16 protein-coding genes and 3 pseudogenes are annotated in these 16,671 nt (G+C 58.5%); 9 read left to right on the top strand and 10 right to left on the bottom strand.

What is annotated here, in order from left to right; genetic code table 11:
- The first annotated feature begins 166 nt into the window (after positions 1-166).
- Both AT6N2_RS17430 and AT6N2_RS17425 read left to right on the top strand, forming a co-directional pair.
- Positions 167-529, top strand: coding sequence for a transposase (locus AT6N2_RS17430; protein ID WP_209090412.1), 363 nt, complete (start codon positions 167-169; stop codon positions 527-529).
- Positions 526-1,323, top strand: a complete 798-nt coding sequence (locus AT6N2_RS17425) for an IS3 family transposase (RefSeq protein ID WP_233282523.1) — start codon at positions 526-528, stop codon at positions 1,321-1,323. Before AT6N2_RS17430 ends, AT6N2_RS17425 begins: the two co-directional genes overlap by 4 nt.
- A 544-nt stretch (positions 1,324-1,867) precedes the next feature.
- Here AT6N2_RS17425 and AT6N2_RS17420 read toward each other — a convergent pair.
- Both AT6N2_RS17420 and dinB read right to left on the bottom strand, forming a co-directional pair.
- Positions 1,868-2,593: a DNA polymerase III subunit epsilon gene (locus AT6N2_RS17420; protein WP_337926179.1), complete on the bottom strand. Its 726-nt coding sequence runs from the start codon at positions 2,591-2,593 to the stop codon at positions 1,868-1,870.
- A 60-nt stretch (positions 2,594-2,653) separates the two neighbouring features.
- On the bottom strand, positions 2,654-3,742 hold the full coding sequence (dinB, locus tag AT6N2_RS17415) for a DNA polymerase IV (RefSeq protein ID WP_425292746.1): 1,089 nt from the start codon (positions 3,740-3,742) through the stop codon (positions 2,654-2,656).
- 161 nt (positions 3,743-3,903) lie between these two features.
- On the opposite strand from dinB, the gene AT6N2_RS17410 reads away from it, so the two are divergent.
- Positions 3,904-4,212: a hypothetical protein gene (locus AT6N2_RS17410; RefSeq protein ID WP_063947527.1), complete on the top strand. Its 309-nt coding sequence runs from the start codon at positions 3,904-3,906 to the stop codon at positions 4,210-4,212.
- Positions 4,213-4,877: 665 nt separating this feature from the next.
- Here the strand turns inward: AT6N2_RS17410 and AT6N2_RS17405 are convergent.
- Positions 4,878-5,777, bottom strand: coding sequence for an AraC family transcriptional regulator (locus tag AT6N2_RS17405; protein WP_209090410.1), 900 nt, complete (start codon positions 5,775-5,777; stop codon positions 4,878-4,880).
- A 98-nt stretch (positions 5,778-5,875) separates the two neighbouring features.
- Here AT6N2_RS17405 and AT6N2_RS17400 point away from each other — a divergent pair, with 98 nt between their 5' ends.
- The 3 genes from AT6N2_RS17400 to AT6N2_RS17390 all read left to right on the top strand — a co-directional run bounded on the left by AT6N2_RS17400 (position 5,876) and on the right by AT6N2_RS17390 (position 8,605).
- A complete protein-coding gene (locus tag AT6N2_RS17400; protein WP_209090409.1) occupies positions 5,876-6,634 on the top strand; it encodes an SDR family oxidoreductase in 759 nt (252 codons plus the stop codon).
- 38 nt (positions 6,635-6,672) lie between these two features.
- Positions 6,673-7,617 carry an alpha/beta hydrolase family protein gene (locus AT6N2_RS17395; protein WP_209090407.1) on the top strand — a complete coding sequence of 315 codons (945 nt, stop codon included), beginning with the start codon at positions 6,673-6,675 and terminating at the stop codon, positions 7,615-7,617.
- Positions 7,618-8,071: 454 nt separating this feature from the next.
- A complete protein-coding gene (locus tag AT6N2_RS17390) occupies positions 8,072-8,605 on the top strand; it encodes a lipocalin family protein (protein ID WP_209090405.1) in 534 nt (177 codons plus the stop codon).
- Between the two features lie 152 nt (positions 8,606-8,757).
- On the opposite strand, the gene AT6N2_RS17385 is transcribed toward AT6N2_RS17390, so the two are convergent.
- From AT6N2_RS17385 to AT6N2_RS17360, 6 genes and pseudogenes are all read right to left on the bottom strand, one after another.
- Positions 8,758-8,988 (bottom strand): hypothetical protein, encoded by a 231-nt coding sequence (locus tag AT6N2_RS17385; protein WP_209090404.1) that lies wholly within the window; start codon positions 8,986-8,988, stop codon positions 8,758-8,760.
- A 1-nt stretch (position 8,989) separates the two neighbouring features.
- The gene (locus AT6N2_RS17380; RefSeq protein ID WP_209090402.1) at positions 8,990-9,625 is read right to left on the bottom strand and encodes an OmpA family protein; all 636 of its coding nucleotides are present in this window, start codon (positions 9,623-9,625) and stop codon (positions 8,990-8,992) included.
- Positions 9,622-10,068 carry a hypothetical protein gene (locus tag AT6N2_RS17375; protein WP_209090401.1) on the bottom strand — a complete coding sequence of 149 codons (447 nt, stop codon included), beginning with the start codon at positions 10,066-10,068 and terminating at the stop codon, positions 9,622-9,624. Before AT6N2_RS17375 ends, AT6N2_RS17380 begins: the two co-directional genes overlap by 4 nt.
- 171 nt (positions 10,069-10,239) lie before the next feature.
- Entirely contained in the window at positions 10,240-10,473 is a 234-nt protein-coding gene (locus tag AT6N2_RS17370) for a transposase (RefSeq protein ID WP_337926170.1), read from the bottom strand.
- A gap of 130 nt (positions 10,474-10,603) precedes the next feature.
- A pseudogene (locus AT6N2_RS17365) lies at positions 10,604-11,167 on the bottom strand (DDE-type integrase/transposase/recombinase); the annotation flags it as partial.
- A gap of 28 nt (positions 11,168-11,195) precedes the next feature.
- Positions 11,196-12,530, bottom strand: a pseudogene (locus tag AT6N2_RS17360) ((Fe-S)-binding protein); the annotation flags it as partial.
- Here AT6N2_RS17360 and AT6N2_RS17355 point away from each other — a divergent pair.
- Positions 12,527-12,880: pseudogene (locus AT6N2_RS17355) on the top strand (ABC transporter permease subunit); the annotation flags it as partial. The pseudogenes AT6N2_RS17360 and AT6N2_RS17355 sit on opposite strands and share 4 nt — an antisense overlap.
- A 9-nt stretch (positions 12,881-12,889) precedes the next feature.
- The gene (locus AT6N2_RS17350) at positions 12,890-13,888 is read left to right on the top strand and encodes a 4-hydroxyproline epimerase (RefSeq protein ID WP_063947513.1); all 999 of its coding nucleotides are present in this window, start codon (positions 12,890-12,892) and stop codon (positions 13,886-13,888) included.
- A gap of 112 nt (positions 13,889-14,000) precedes the next feature.
- Here the strand turns inward: AT6N2_RS17350 and AT6N2_RS17345 are convergent, their stop codons facing one another.
- Entirely contained in the window at positions 14,001-15,329 is a 1,329-nt protein-coding gene (locus AT6N2_RS17345) for an NAD(P)/FAD-dependent oxidoreductase (protein ID WP_063947511.1), read from the bottom strand.
- Between the two features lie 306 nt (positions 15,330-15,635).
- Between AT6N2_RS17345 and AT6N2_RS17340 the strand changes: the two genes are divergently transcribed.
- On the top strand, positions 15,636-16,604 hold the full coding sequence (locus tag AT6N2_RS17340; protein WP_209091884.1) for a LysR family transcriptional regulator: 969 nt from the start codon (positions 15,636-15,638) through the stop codon (positions 16,602-16,604).
- Positions 16,605-16,671: the final 67 nt, after the last annotated feature.

Genomic DNA, 16,671 nt, shown 5'->3' with positions numbered 1-16,671 from the left:
CTCCCACGGGTTATCGATTACCCAGTTATGCGAGGTATCGGAGAAAAGTCAAGTGGGGTGTTGGTTTCCACGCAGAACTGAGCCAATTATGGAGTGAACCCCTCGGGCTGGACCACGGCACACGGAAAAACTGATACACTCTGCGGGCCTAAATCGGAGAAGGCTCATGAAGTCCCGAGGTCCATATCGTCGGCATTCCACGCCGTTCAAGTTGCAGCTTTGCCAGGATATCCGCAACGGCGTCATCGGACGCCGTGATGCACAGCGGACATACGGCGTTTCGGCCAACCTCATCCAGTTGTGGCTAACGCAGTTCGATCGCGGCGAACTGAACGATGAGGAGGCTGAGGCGAGCGTTATCGCCGAGTACGAGGCCCACATTGCGGCGCTGGAACGCAAGGTCGGCCAACTCACCATGGAACTGGACCTGGTTAAAAAAACTCCGCGTCAGCCGACCGCCGGCGACAGCGGGAGCTCCTCCATCATCACCGGTCCCCGGCCTGCTCTGTCAGACGGGGGTGCAAAATGATCGATCTTCCAAGAAGCACTTACTATTACCGATCAACGGCAAAAGCTTTAAATCTCGGCGACAGCGAACTCGTTGCAATCATCGAGGACATCCAGGACGAACTGCCTTGTTACGGATATCGACGCATAACACACGAGCTTCAGCGACGAGGCCATCTGGTCAACCACAAGCGTGTCGCTCGGATCATGCGAGCCAATGGCCTCGGGATTAAGCCCCGCAAGCGGTATGTTCGCACGACCGACAGCAACCACGATTCACCGATCTACCCGAACCTATATAGTAATGTGATCCCGGCGCGGCCCGATATGGTCTGGGTGGCCGACTTCACGTATATCCGCATCACCGTTGGCTTCTGCTACCTTGCTGTCATTCTCGACGCCTGCAGTCGCAAGGTTGTGGGTTACGCGCTGTCGAGACGACTGGATACACCGCTGGCATTGGCAGCGTTGCATTCGGCCATTGATAACAGAAAACCTCCTCCTGGCTGCATTCATCACACCGATCGCGGATGCCAATACGCAAGCGAGAGCTATCGCCGCTCACTCAATGCCGCTGGTCTACGGGGCTCCATGAGTGCGGTCGGAAACCCCTATCACAATGCTCAGGCCGAGAGCTTCATGAAGACGCTTAAAGTACAGGATATCTATCCCGCCGGTTACGAGACCTTCGCAGACGTCGCCGAGAGATTGCCCAGGTTCATTGAAGATGTTTACAATGCCAAGCGGCTGCACTCAGCCCTTGGCTATCGATCGCCAGCAGAATTTGAAACCCAACTTGCCCAGCAGGCGGCTTAGTTTGAAGTGCGTCGCTGGTCCAGCCCGAGGGGTTCACTCCCTTAGACGCATAATTTCCATTGGGAATTGAGCCATGTGAACCTTCCCCAAGGCGGAGAGCGACGGGGGCAACGGAGTGATCCACATGAGACTTTTAAACATCACCCGCCGGATGGCAATGCGCGAGAAGCAGTGGAGCCGCGAGATCCAAATTTCAGGTATTAGAGCGATTGCTTTGTCTAACTTATGACCTTTGCGGACAACAGTCGCGGCCCGGTACCGTGCGACTTGTCCTCTCTTCCAATCGTTTTATCGACTCTGGATCGTTGTTGCCAACGATCAGGTGCTTGCGACCCCTAAGGGATCTCAGGAGAGCCGAGCAGTCTCCTGCTTTCGCCCATAGAAGTCTCCCAGGTGCCAGACTTCGTCGTCATCGTTGACAATCGAATTCTAGTTCTGGATAAGCGCTGCACCGTGGGCAGCCACCTCCGGGAAAGGGCGATGATCGATCCGGAGAACGCGCTTGACATGGCGGTCGGTACTGTTGCGCTGACAGATCACCTCGTCACAGGAGCGTCCCCTGGGCAGGCTGGAGCGGCTCCATTTCCTGGCGTTCTCCGCGCCGTGCCAGTTCCGTCTGAGCGCTGAAGCGGATGTCCATGTCCCGATCACGCGCGAAGTCCTCAAGCGCTTGATCAGAGATCCGATCCCACCCTTTGCCGCGGTCGGGGCCGGCGGGAACGCGGGGCAGCAGGCCGGGTTCGCGGCTCCAGACCAGGAGTTGATTCAGAGATGTCGCATTCAACAGGTCACGGAGATGATGGGCAGTGACATAGGCGTCGGGCATGGCGCGGTGGGCCGGGAGGCCGATCTCATGCACAAGACCCTCTGGCATGCGCTGGTAGCGCAGCATCTGGTTGGAAAAACGCGGCAGTTCCGGCCAGACTCGCAAAGCCGATTTCCAGGTGCAGATCCATGGAGTTCCACCGGTGAAGCGCGGAGTGCAGTAGCGCTGTTCGAAGCCTGCCCGGTGCGCCGCCAAGGCATCCAGTCGCCCCGGAGGTCGCAGTATGCTTGCGGCGATCTCCTTCCAGAACGGCGCATCGGCCACCTGGCTGTCCAGGATATGATGAACGGCGATGGTATCCGGTTTCATAGGCCGTCCGGGATTGACCAGTAGTGCTCCACGCTCCTCGATCACCTGCCACAAGCCGTCGTCACCAAGAACGACATCCTGCCAGCCGATCTCGCAGACATCGTTCGGGCCATTGCCGCCCGTCTCGAGATCGATGACGCGAACTCTGGGTAAATGGCTTTCGGAAATCCTGATCGATCCTCTTGTTGAACCCGATCATAAAGCCAGATCGAGCTGCGATTGTTCCTCGTCATGTTCTGTCTGATCGCTAGTCAGCGAGGAGAGCGTCACGCCAAGCAGCCGGACCGGACGCTTGAAAGGATAGACGGTGGCAAGCAGCGTCGATGCCGCCTCCATGATTTCAGCAATGCCAGTGACAGGAGACGTGCCCGTCCTGCTTCGGGTTGCCTGTGTGAAGTCCGAATACTTGATCTTCACGGTCACCGTCTTGCCGCTGATCGATTTTGCCTGACAATGCGACCAGACTTTCTCCGCCAACGGTTTTAGCTCGCTCGTGGCGAGAGCGAGATCGTGGATGTCGTCGACGAACGTATCTTCCGCGCCCACCGATTTCCGAATTCGGTCGGGCCGGACAGGACGCTCGTCTATGCCGCGAGCGATGCCATAAAAGTAGGGGCCGGATTTTCCAAAGTTCTCTGTCAGGAACTGTAGCGATTTCGATTTGAGATCAGCGCCGGTTTCGATGCCAAGGCGGTGCATCTTCTCGGCGGTGGCTGGGCCAACGCCGTGAAATTTCTTGACCGCGAGCCCTTGGACGAAAGACGGCCCGTTCTTCGGCGTGATGACGGCCTGGCCATTCGGCTTGTTGAGGTCCGACGCCATCTTGGCGAGGAACTTGTTGTAGGAAATGCCGGCAGATGCATTGAGCCCGGTGACGGTCTTTATCTTCGCACGGATCTCCAGCGCGATCTCGGTGGCGATCGGCATCTCTCTAAGATTTTCCGTCACGTCGAGATAGGCTTCGTCAAGCGATAACGGTTCGATCAGCGGCGTGTATTCGGCGAAAATCTCGCGGATCTGTTGCGAGACGGAGCGATAGACCTCGAACCGTGGTTTCACGAAAATCAGGTGAGGGCACTTGCGAGTTGCCGTCACCGAAGGCATGGCTGACCGCACACCAAACTCGCGGGCCTCGTAGCTTGCCGCGGCAACCACACCACGAGCAACCGCTCCCCCAACCGCGAGAGGTTTGCCGCGCAGGTCCGGATTGTCTCGTTGTTCGACCGACGCGTAGAAGGCATCCATGTCGACATGGATGATCTTGCGAGCGGATGGTGCGGTCATGACGTTCATGCGGATCGGTCAAGGCAGATGAAAACAAAGAGAGAACATAGCAGCCGCCCGGTACGATTCCAACCCGACCAGATTAAGTTTTCCATTTGGATCGAAACAACCCGACCCCAGCGACGTTTGGTACAGGAGGACCAAAACGCAGGGAGAAACTCATGTCTGACGATAGCACCACGACGATCCGCGCAACCTTCAAGACCCGCGCGGCCGCGGACCTTGCGATTGAACATCTTGTGCAGCAGCATGGAATTTCCCGGCCAGATATTTTCGTGCAGCCGGTCGCGTCCAATAACTCTGCCGGATCTGCTCCATCGGGCGGCGACGTCTTGCGCGATGGCGAGGGGCGAACCGACGCACCGCTAGAGGGCGAAATCGAAGTGTCTGCCGACATCGCAGCTTCGAAGATCGCCGCCGTGCAGCGGAGTTTCGGCGATCTGGACGCAATCCGGGTGTCGGGACGGTGAGCAAGCCGGAGCCGGTCGAACCCGCTCTGGCCGGGAAAGCCCGGGACTAACCAGGAAGAGAGCCCCGCCCGGCTTTATGGCACTCAAGAAGCGTCCAATTGTTGGACCGCCAACGGCATCCATGACCAGTTTGAAATCCTGTCCGACTGTTTCAACGGTCGTCTGTGCGCCGTTTCTCTTGTCGCAGACCGCCACGGGCACGATCGTGACCGGTCTTGCTTTGAAGTATCCGGATGTCTGGCTGAAACCACCACGGAAGATCGGGCCGTCGACAGGATCGAGGAGGGCTATGACCTTGCGATTCGCGTCAACCCGACGCCTGACGAGAGCCTCTCGGGTGTCGAGCTTTTCCGCATGACCGTCTCGTTGACGTGCACGTCCGGATCTCTCCCGCCCCGGTTAGGGTTAGCTCGCTCCGGGCGTCGTCCGGGGAGGAGCAAGTCCGGAGACCTGGAATGTCATGACGTCCGCCGGCCCTGCTAAGATCGGGATCTCGCTGATGGGACCTTCCAGCACTGGGGCGACATCGAAGGGTTCGAGATCGCGCTGTGGAGCGGTGTCTCTTAAGTGCGCGGGCCTCTGCCTTCAGTGATTTCCTGAAGCAGCTTTTCCCTAGACAACACCCGAAGCATTGGCCGCCTATATCGTCGGTGAGGTCGGACGCTTTAAGCCGCAGCAGCAACTGCGCGAGAATAGGCGCCAGGCGGCATTCCCACATGCCGATTGAAGGCGACGCTGAAAGCGCTTGTCGATCCATAGCCGACGCGCTGGGCGATGTCGGCCATGGGCATATCTTTGCGTAGGAATTCCTTCGCAAGCGCCATCCTCCACCCCGTCGCGTACTCCATTGGCGCGACCCCAACTTCCTTGCGGAAGCGATCGAAGAAGGTGGAACGGGACATTGCAGCTTCCCTAGCAAGCGTTTCCACCGTCATGCTTCGACCTGGATCTTGGTGGATCCGGCGCAAGGTCGGCGCCAGCGGATCGGCCATGCCACGCAGGAGACCCGGCGGCGCTTTGGCACTTGCTGCCGAACGTAGTGCATCGATGAAGAGAACCTCCAGCAGCCGGTGAAGGACCATCTCACGCGCGACACGGTCAGCTCGCGTCTCTTCATTGATCATGAGGACCAGAGCCATCAGTCGCTCTTCACCATGAACATGAATGACTTCCGGCAACAGCGATACGAGAAGAGCCTTGTCATCCGAGCCGAAAGCACAATGCCCGACCAGGGCCTTGACCTCCGACCGCGCTTCCGGATCGCCCAGGCGAAAGACGCCGGGGCTGGTCTCCAGACGTTGCGCAAGGGCCCCGCGTGGCGGCGGCTCCATGCTGCTCATCGTAAATGAGAAAATCTTTGGGACCAGGACGAAGTCACCCGCAGTGAGCACCATTGGCTCATGTCCGGCAAACGTCATCAGGCAACGGCCTTCGACGACGGCGCAGTAGAAGGGGCTTCCAAGCTCCGTCCGCTCGACCAGCCACTGGCCACCGCCCGTGACCAGCTTTGAAATGGAAGGGATCGGCTTCAACAGGGACACGACTTCAGCGACAGGATCGGCCATACATTTGGACTTCCGCTAAACACTCTTGGACATGTGCATATAGCAAGTCCGGGAAACCAGGTCCATCTTTAGGCGAGTTAAAAGCCAGGAGACAGAACGTGCCAAAGATACTCATCACCGGTTGCTCGTCCGGTTTCGGCCTCGCCATCGCGCAGAAATTCTTGGACACCGGCTGGGATGTCGTCGCCACCATGCGCAAGCCGCGAAACGACTTGCTTCCTCCTAACGACCGGCTCGAAATCCTGCCGCTCGATGTCACGAGTGCAGACAGCATCGCGAAGGCTATCGAAGCCGCCGGCTCGATCGATGCGCTGGTCAACAATGCCGGCGTCGGCATGCTCAATGTGCTTGAAGGCTCGGAGATGTCTAAGGTCCGCGAACTGTTCGAGACAAACGTCTTCGGCGCAATCGCGATGACCAAAGCGTTGCTTCCGCAGATGCGGGCCCGTTGCTCAGGCGTCATCGTCAACGTCAGTTCCGCCGTCACGCTGAGGCCGCTGCCCGCGCTGTCAGTCTACAGCGCCAGCAAGGCAGCGCTCAACGCATTCACGGAGAGCCTCGCCCTCGAAACGGCGCTGTTCGGCATCCGCGCCAAACTTGTTTTGCCTGGCTCGGCTCCGATGACGGGCTTCGGCAAGAATGCTGTCTCGCGCATGGGCATGGAGATTCCCGAGCCATATACCGCCTTCGTCCATGACTACATGACGAAGCTGCGTTCGGGCAATGAGGTTACGACGGCGGATGCGGTAGCTGAGGCCGTCTGGAGGTCTGTGACCGAGATCGACGCGCCGATGAAGATCCCGGCCGGCGCCGACGCCGAAACCGCGTTCCGCCAAACAGTTCATCTGCTCGCCTGAACATCACAATCCAAACCCACCTTTGAAGGTCCAGACCCATGAACAATCTGATCAATCTCGCCAGACATATTCCGACACCTGAAGCCACTCTCACCGTGGCATACACGCCAATCCGTCTTTCGATGCCGGGCCGCCAGCCGCTGGAACTGCGTCTGACCGCGCCCGCTACAGGAAATAACCTGCCGATCGTGCTGCTGTCGCATGGCTACGGTCCATCCAACTATATCCCGTCAAAGGACGGTTACGCTCCGCTCGTTCAATTCTGGGCGGAAAGGGGATTCGTCGTCATCCAGCCGACACATGCGAGTTCGCGGGTCGGCGGCCTGCCCTCGGATGCAGCTGGCGCACCGTTCTTCTGGCGCGAGCGTGTCGAGGAGATGAAGGCGATACTCGACCAGTTGGCCGAGATTGCACGGCAAGCGCCGGCCGTTGCCGGCCGGATGGATCATTCACGCATCGGCGCGGTCGGTCATTCCTTCGGCGGCCACACCGTAGGGCTCCTGCTCGGCGCGCAGGTGAACGGCGAGAATTTTTTCGATCCTCGTATCTCGACAGGCGTTCTCCTGACAACGCCGGGCCGCGGCGGCAAGGACATGACGCCTGAGAGTGCTGCGCGGTTTCCGTTCTTCGATGTAGACTTCTCGACGCTTTCGACACGCAGCTTGGTCGTTTGCGGTGACATGGACGATCCGCACTTCACAACTCGCGGGCCGCAATGGCACGCGGATGCGTTCCACGACGCGCCGGGTGCTTCTGCAATGGTAATGATGCATGGAGTCGGGCATGGTCTTGGTGGGATCGCAGCGCTCGACGCGAAGGAAACAGAGATCGAAGCACCGGACGTGCTGGAGGCGACACGGCGTCTGACGCTCGCCTGGCTTCACAGTGCGCTCGGCGCGGACGAAGGCGCTTGGCCGAGAGCGCGCCTGGCCCTTGAAAGGGAAGCCGCCCCGCTTGCGACGATCACGGAGAAGCAGCCCTGACCGCTGGGTAGATCTGCCCGATTGAAGCCACGAGATCGATAAATCGTTGAGCGCCTTGCGTCGGCGCTCAATCCAGTCTGCGGCAACCGCATGATGCGCGACACCTTTCTTATTGTTTGGGGCATGCCTAATTCTCGTCCTTCGTCCAGCAGACTTCAGACCTGCGCGCTCTATCCGCAATGACATTTGCTGCCCATAAAGGTTCGCATTGGAGTTTGCTGGCCGCAGCAGACAGAGATCTTTAAGACGCGGGCAAAGCAAATAGTAGGTCGAATGTTCAAACCCCTTCAAGGCGGTGAAAGTCGTTTTCATGCCCCTTGCGAACCTTCGGCGGATGCGGCACTGTTTATTGATCGGCTCCAATAGTACGATTTTACGTCTAGCCGGGGATGGGCGCACCTTTTAAAGCGAGCGAGCGGCCGGAACTTTCGGTCACCCGACGTATTTTGACGGCATGAAACTCAATATCGCAATCATAACGATCTCAGGCGCCGTGTTGGCTGCGTGCAGCCTAGTGGGGCCTTCGGGCAATCCGTCTGTACCTCAGCCAGTCAAATTGGTCGAAATCGACAGATATCTAGGTCACTGGTTCGAGTTGGCGCGCTATGAAAACCAGTTTGAGCGCGATTGCGAGGCGGTTGCTGCTGACTACTCACTTCGCAAAGACGGTATGGTCCGCGTGCTTAACACCTGCCGGGAAGGCGGAATAACGGGTAAGCGCAAAGAATCCGAAGGCAGAGCAAAAACTGTGCCGGGCAGCGGCAACGCCAAGTTAAAGGTGTCTTTCTTCGGCCCGTTCTACGGTGATTACTGGATCCTTGACCACGCCGCGGATTATTCTTGGTCGATAGTTGGCGAACCTTCCGGCCGATACTTGTGGATTTTGACGCGGGCGCCCAAACCCCCCAAAAAAACCCGCAACATGCTCGTCGAGAGGGCCAAGGCGCTCGGGTACGATGTCGACATGTTGCGGTGGACGCAGCATTAGACGCATTATGAATGCTCACCGCTTCGCCGTAGAAACTCCCTGCTGAAACCAGTAATCAGCTCGGCATAATCGGTGACATCCGGAAGTGCCCGATGGTATCTCACGTTCAGTTCAGCCTGTCACAGCACCCAGTCAGCATGGATCTCGCTCGATCAACTGAGTATCGCCGCTATCATGATTGCGGCGAAAGATAAAAACATAAAGCAGCCGACGATGATCGTGATGAGCGCTTGCGCTGAAATATAAGTGCCAGCAACACCTCCGATAACGCCAGGCCACCCGCTTTTGCCACTCTGACTGCGCACTGGATAACCGCATGCAGGGCAGGCAAACGCCTTGTCTGATACCCGGCCCTCGCATTCCGGACAAACAATAAGCGCCATATCAATTCCCTCCGATTACGAATTCAACACGGCGGTTTTTCTGCCGCCCATTAGGATCGTCTGCGCCCGACGCCGTTTGGTTGGGGGCGACGGGGGACCGCTCACCCTTGCCCGCGGTGGTCATCTTCGAGGTGACGCCATTTTTTTCGAGCCAGGTCTTGACCGAATTTGCTCTACGGATTGAAAGCTCGTCGTTGTATTCATCGCTACCTTTTGAATCCGTGTGACCCGTAATTTCGACGCGACTGTCGTGCATTGTGATCAACACCTCCGACAGTTGGGAGAGTGTGGCTTCAGCGTCTGGTCGGATGTTGGATTTGTCAAAGTCGAACAAAACATCGCTCGGCAGGCTCACCAAAATGCGGCCATTCACCTGCTTTGCACCGAGTTCGACAAGCGTGTTCTCCGTCTTCATTCGCGTAGGGTCGTCCATGTCCTTCAAGCCAAAGGATGATGTCTCAGACGAGAAGGAGGCACCGCTTTGCTCGACACGCTCGTTGAAGGTAGAGGCCGCGAAGTCAACCTCGCGGAAAATCGAAAGCTGCTCAGTTGAAGGGGTATTGGTCGCTGTGATGGAATATTGCGATGCGGCAGCCGGACTTGTGAGTAGAATCGACAGGATAATTGCCCGGCTCATTGTCTGAGTTCCAAGGGCACCGTAACGCCAGGTGCACTCGTATCATCACCGGATTTGCCAGGATTGAAGACGAGCGATACCTTCTTCACATCGGGAGGAATAACGCCGGGAAAGACAAGGTCACCTTCCATAGTCTTTCCATTGGAAATGCGCATCCACTTGTTATCGGTAATCTGACGCATATGCAGCCGATCCTGCTCCCCTTCACCCCACGAAAGATAAGCGTTTTCGCCGTCGTTCATGTTGACAGAGAGCGTCTGATGACTGTCGAAACTTGCAAGCAACCGCACCTTCGTTGAGACGTCGCTGACCGTGACGGTTTTGACCTGCACAGTAAGACCAACAGGGACGCTTACCTGTCCACCTGTCACAGTGTAGGTCTGATCTGCGGCGTGGGCGGCCCCTGCAGCAATCAGCGCCGAAACGAAAGCCAGTTTTCTCAACAAAAGTCCCCTCCGAGGTATTAACAGATATCAAAGCGAGCGATGCCTGCGACCATTAAAGGTCGCTGGAAAAGGCATTTCAATCTTTTATCGAAATATTTGTGGCAAAAAGTAAGCGCGCTCGAGAACACCGTTGGCCCAACGGCCGATACGCGGGAGCGATCTCTGAAGCTATCGCCACGACGGCGAGGCCCGTTGTTTGCCACTACTGACGCAACCCTCGCTCAAGAGCCTGCGCCACCGATAAAACAGATTGGTTGCGACGCCCTGCCGGCGAGCGGTTGACGGTACCGTCTCGTCTGGTTCAAAACGCTGCTCAATCATTGCCAGCTGTTGCTCGGTTGAGCAGCGCCTCCGGCGCACATCGCCCATAAGCAAGTTAACGTGTCGATACTCGTTAGACATAAGCCTAAACCCAAGCATTCTGCTTATAACGACTTGCCCGGTCGAAATTGGGGGGCAGTTGAGGTGGAGTCGCCCCGTAAAAAACGGACACGATCAGGTTTCTGTTCGACGGTTTAGAACTCACGAGGCGAGCAATACCGGTGAAGCGTGTTGCAGGGAAGGGCTTAGGGCAAGGCTCCAGGCCGATATCGATGAGCAGCGATCTGGTGTCCTTTGCGATGAAGCAGGAACCGTTGTCCGTCAGCCAATCCATTGGCTTTGGAAGGGTATCAATGAGACCGAAACGGTTCTCGCAGCCGTAATGACAAGGTCTTGGCCGCCCTCCCTCTTGATGCCCTCGGTGGTCGCGACATGGGCGATAGCCTCGCGGTCACAGCAGTCGAGGTAAAGGCAACGCGCACCTTCTCCTTGTTTTCGCAGCCGACTTCAAACCCGTTTGAACACCAACGCAGATTGGATTGCCCGACAGCGACACGGCCGTCGTGGCCACGGATGTCGCTTGTGCCCGTATGGCGCTGAAGAAGCATGCCGCGGACCTTTCTCATCCGGTAGACGCGCTTCGCATTTGGCCATGGACGTTTTTCGCTGCTGGCTTTACGGTGCAGGGCGCGTGGACCCGGCGATATCCGTAGGTAGGTTGGCATGTTTCGATGATCGACTTGATCTCATCCACCAGCGGCGTCGCCTTAAACGGCTGGTCCTTCTGCCAAATGAAGTCGCCGTCATTGACCAAGTAACTCGTTCAGAACTTCAAGTGGATGAGGCGGGCGGATCGCGTCGATCGCCTCGGCTTGCGAGCGGCAAGAATATCCGGTCGCCATGACGACAGTGTCATCCGACGAGGCGGCGATCGGGCCGGCCCAGCTCATCGCATAGAGCTGTTCCGAGACGGCGCGGTTGCGGGTCTCGTGGCCGAAAGTTCCTGCCATGCCGCAGCACCCGGCCTGGATGGTTTCAAGCTTGATTTGGATAGCGTCGAAGACGGTTTTCCATTGCGCTGTCGAGGCCGGAGCGTTGCTGCGTTCCGTGCAATGCGGCAGCAGCTGAAACCGCTTGCCGGAGGGAAGCATGACGCTCTTCGCCAGCCGCTCAAGATTGGAGGCCAGCCATTCCTGCGGCATTAGTACCGGTGCGGATAATGCAGAGCGGGAGAAAGCCTTGTATTCGCTGCGAAAGGCAAGCGTCATGGACGGATCGATGCCGACAAGGGTCACGCCGGTCTCGGTAAGCCGCTGGATAGAGTTCGTCGTTCTGAGGGCAGCCTTCTCGAACCGGCCGATATAGCCGTGAACATGCAACGCCTTGCCGTTGACATGCGATGCGGCAAGCAGCGGCGAAAGCCCCATCTTCTGCGCCAGCTTGATCGCGGCGATCACCACGTCAGGCTCGAAAGACGCCGTGAAGGCATCCGGCACGAAGACGACGATGGCCTGCCGCTCCGCGACGGAGAGCTTGGCAAGGGCCCGGGGATCCGCAGTGGCGATGCCGAGACGGCCTGCCGCCGTCTGCAACGAGGTTTTAGGCAGCAGCGGAAGCGATGTCAGGCCTGCAACCCGCATCAGGCGCTTGCCTAGTGCTGTCCCGGCGACGAGATTGTAGAGCGGCCTTATCCTTCTCATCCACGGCAGAGTGGTCTCGATCGCCGAGACGAGTGGGTCCTTCAGCGGCCGTAGGTAGCGGCCATAGTAGAGCTCAAGGAACTTGGACCGGAACGCCGGGACGCTCACCTTCACGGGACATTGTCCGGCGCAGGCCTTGCAGGCGAGGCAGCTGTCCATCGCCTCGCGCACCTCATGGGAGAAGTCGATGCGGTTTTTAGGATTGAGGCTGTTAAAAAGGCGCGCTGGAAGACGGGCAAACGAGTTGCCGCTCCGCAGACGTTCCGCTTCCTTACGGGGATCAATACGCCGGTCGGCTAGCAGCCGCAGCCATTCCCGCATCAGCATGGCGCGGCCTTTCGGCGAATATCGCCGGTCGCGCGTTGCCTTGTAGGAGGGGCACATCGGGCTCGTCTCGTCGAAATCGAAACAGGCGCCGTTGCCGTTACAATAGGCTGAGGCTGACGACATTGGCCTTCAACCAGGTTCCGAACGAGTTTCGGGAACTTGGAAGCGCAATCGGCGCCGATGCCCGCTCGATTTTGTGGAAAATAGAGATCCCCCTGGCAAAGCAGACGCTTCTCATTGGCCTCAACCAGTGCATCCTTTTGTCGCTTGCCATGGTCGTTCTGGCCGGTCTCGTCGGAGCAGGCGGCCTCGGTGCCGAAGTGACACGCGGTCTCACGCGGATGGAGATGGGGCTCGGCCTCCGCGCCGGCCTCGCCATCGTTGCCGTCGCGGTGCTGCTGGACCGTTTGAGCCGCGGCCTTCTCGACCGCGATGGCCGGCTGACTGGCGTTGCCCACTAGGACAGGCAGATGAGAAACAGCTTCTACTGTATTGACGCACATACTTGTGGCAACCCTGTTCGCCTTGTCGCCAGCGGCGCCCCGCTTCTTCCCCATCTCCTGATCGAAGAAAGGCGGGAAATCTTCGTGCGGGACCATGATTGGGTCCGCCGAGCATTGATGTTCGAGCCGCGTGGCCATGACATCATGTCCGGAGCCATCATCTATCCGGCGTTCCGTGACGATTGCGATTTTGCCGTCCTGTTCATCGAGGTCAGCGGCTGCCTGCCAATGTGCGGCGCTGGGACGATCGGCGTCGTGACATCGGCGGTCGAGGAGGGGCTGATCACGCCGCGCGTCCCTGGCCGGGTTGCGATTGAAACGCCTGCCGGGCGCGTCGATGTTACCTATCAGGAGTGCAACGGCTACGTGGATTCGGTGCGACTGCATAACGTTCCGAGCTATCTCCACGAGGCCGACGTCGTGGTTGACGTCCCCGGTATGGGGAGCCTCAAGGTTGACATCTCCTTTGGCCGAAACTTCTATGCCGTGATCGAGCCACAACAAGGCTGGGCCGGTCTCGACCAGATGAACGCATCCGACATCGTCACCTGCAGTCGGGCCCTGAGGTCGGCACTCGGCAAGGTCTGTGATCCCGTCCACCCAGACAATCCAGGAATTCGCGGCGTCCACCATGCCATCTGGTGCGACCATCCTGTCAACGACCATTCCGATGGCCGCTGCGCCGTCTTTTATGGGGAAAAGGCAATCGACCGCTCGCCGGGAGGGACCGGCACCTCCGCGCGCATGGCTCAACTCTACGGAAAAGGCCGCCTCGCTGCGGGCGCCGCCTACCGGCACGAAAGCCTGATCGGGACGATTTTTGAAGGCCGGGTTGAAGCAGAGGTCGATGTGGGACCTTTCCGAGGCATCCTTCCGAGTATAGGCGGCTGGGCCCGTGTCACCGGTCACAACACTATCCTCGTTGATGATCGCGATCTACTCGCTCACGGATTTCAGCTCGTGTGAAGCCGTGTCTCGTCATAGCCGGTGGCCGCGCATCCATGGGGTGCTACTTTGCCTCGAATAAGAACGTACGATGTCAAAGACTCGGGTCAGCGAAAGCCTAACGGCGTCGACGTCATATCCCTCCGGGAGCCTGAATACGCGATCCGTCGAAAAAGCGCGAATATCGGTAAGGATTGGGATCGGAGATCGGCAAATCGCCCGTGATGATGTCGGCCGCCAAGTGGCCAGCCGCGGGCCCGAGACCGAAACCATGCCCACTCAGACCAGCCGCTATGAAGAAACCAGGCAAGGAGGGCGCTTGAGAAATCACGGGCATCGCATCTGGCATCGTGTCGATCCAGGCTCCCCAAGCCTGCGCGATTTCGACATTCTCAAGAGCTGGATAAATCGACTTTGCTTTTTCAAGGGTCAAACCGACCATCTTTTTGTTGGGGGCAGGGTCCAACACGCGTACACGTTCGAACGGGGAGATTGAATCAAAGCCCCAGCGCATCAGCGCTTCCGGGCCCTCAAAGAATGAACGGCCCAGCCGAACACGAAGGGCTTTCATATGTTTTCGGAACATGGGAACAAACTGCGTTGCATAGCGGAGGCCCTGCGGCGTGATTTCAACCGTTCCGCGTCCGCTGAGCGCCATGGTGTAACTTCCATCCAAGCGGCGTGTCAGGGTGACTTCGGGGTTGTAAAAGCCGCCCTCGACGACGTCCGCGGTGGGTTTGGTTCGAAGCGTCGTCTGGCGGACGCCAGCCTGGGGCAGGTCTATGCCGTGCCGCCGGCAGAACATTGAAGCCCAGGCGCCACCGGCACACAGGACCATGTCGGCGCGGATCAGACCTTTTTCCGTAATAACCCCCGATACCCTCCCGCCGCTGATATCAAGGCCACGTGCGGCGCAGTCTTGAAGGATAACCGCGCCGTTCTTGCGAGCGCCGTGTGCCAGGATCGGGGCGGCGCGGGAGGGCTCCGCTTTGCCATCGGTCGGCGAATAAACGCCGCCAATCCAATCCCTGGTACTGCCGGGGGTCATTTCTTTTGCCTGTTTCGCTGTAAGCATATGGGTTTCGAAGTCGAACTGGCGCGCCACGTTCCTCCATCGCTCCCATTGCTCAACGTCGGCAGATCGGGTTGACGCATAGATCAGCCCGTTGCGCCGAAAGCCCAGATCCTCGCCAATCTCTTCACCAAGACGGTCCCAAAGCTGCATCCCTTTCATCGCAAGCGGAAGCTCACGAGCGTCGCGGTTCTGTTGTCTGCACCAGCCCCAGTTGCGGCCGGACTGTTCACCACCGATCCAGCCTTTTTCGACCAGCGCAACCCTGTAGTTCCGTTTGGACAGGAAGTAGGCGGCTGCACTCCCGACAATACCGCCGCCAATCACGACGATATCGACCTTTTCGGGAAGCTTTTCGTCACTCTGGATCCGATGGACGATGGGGCTCATGGTTGAATTCTCCAACTCATTCTCAGGTCAGGCGACATTGAGGTCTCTAGCCTCGGCACGGGTCTCGGTGGCAGTGGCGCCATTTCATTCTCCGTCTCGCTGTCGCAGCGTCCCCTGACACTCCGTTCCGACAGGACAGGCGAAAGTAGTTCAACAAAGGTGTGAGGCCGGATTGCAGCCACCAGATACTGAAGGAAACAGGGCAGGGATTTGAGCGTCGGTTACGGCTTTCATATGCCTACACTAGCCGGATTGGTGTTCAGATGCTATTTAACGGCTTTGTATATTGCGTTAAGTTGCTACTTCATGATTACATCAACCGACCTCGAATTTTTTAGCATCGTCAGTACCGCACCGTCACTGGCAGCAGCGGCCAGGGCGCTTGACGTGACGCCGTCTGCGGTAACGCAGCGATTACAACAACTCGAACAGCGGCTGGGCGTTCGGCTGCTGGAGCGCACCAGTCGCCGGCTGCACCTCACCGCAGAAGGTCAACTCCTTGCGCGACGCGGCGTTGAAATCCTGACTAACATAGAGATGATGACGGAGGAGCTGCTGGAGCGCCGACAGGTTGTAACGGGGAATTTGCGGGTGGCCGCGCCCTTCGGGTTTGGCAGGCTCTATATTGCACCCGCGATGGCGGCGCTACGGCAGCAGCATCCTGAGGTAAAGCTCACCCTGTCGCTGTTCGAAGATCCGGTAAGCCTGCGCAGCGATGCCTGGAATGTGCTAATTCATGTGGGCCCTCTAACGGACTCCAGCCTTATCGTTCATCGACTTGCCCCGAACCGCCGTATCCTTTGTGCCGCGCCATCCTATCTCGAACGTAATGGAGTGCCCGAGCGGCCTGAAGCATTGAGCAACCATGCATGCGCCGTCATTCGGGAGGACCACGCCGACGTCACCTTGTGGCGCTTCAGCCATCGAGACCAACCGCCCCTGACCCTGCGTATTCAGCCGGCGATGAGCAGTAATGACGGCGCGGTTATCAAGCACTGGGGTCTGGCCGGGCTTGGAATCATCATCCGTTCAGAATGGGACGTCGCCGAAGATTTGCGCGCCGGCCGTCTCGTTCCGCTCCTGACGGACTGGCAGTTGCCCGATGCCGATGTCGTCGCCCTGCTCGATAGCCGTGACGGGCGGGTCGCGCGCACGGCCCGGTTCCTGGAAATTTTGAAGCAGCAGTTTCAACCTGTGCCCTGGCGGACTTCGCATAACGGCGCGCCCGCCAACTTGCCAAGTGAAGAAAAACGACCCGACGCGTCAATGCGCTGAGGCGAAACGTCAGACACCGCGCGGCGGAAGTACCGCGCGGTGTCTGACAGTGATTGACCTGATTTCA

This window comes from Agrobacterium tumefaciens (assembly GCF_017726655.1).
Classification (GTDB): domain Bacteria; phylum Pseudomonadota; class Alphaproteobacteria; order Rhizobiales; family Rhizobiaceae; genus Agrobacterium; species Agrobacterium tumefaciens_B.
Note: the sequence above shows the minus strand (reverse complement) of the source record. Positions and strands in the feature narration are given on the sequence as shown.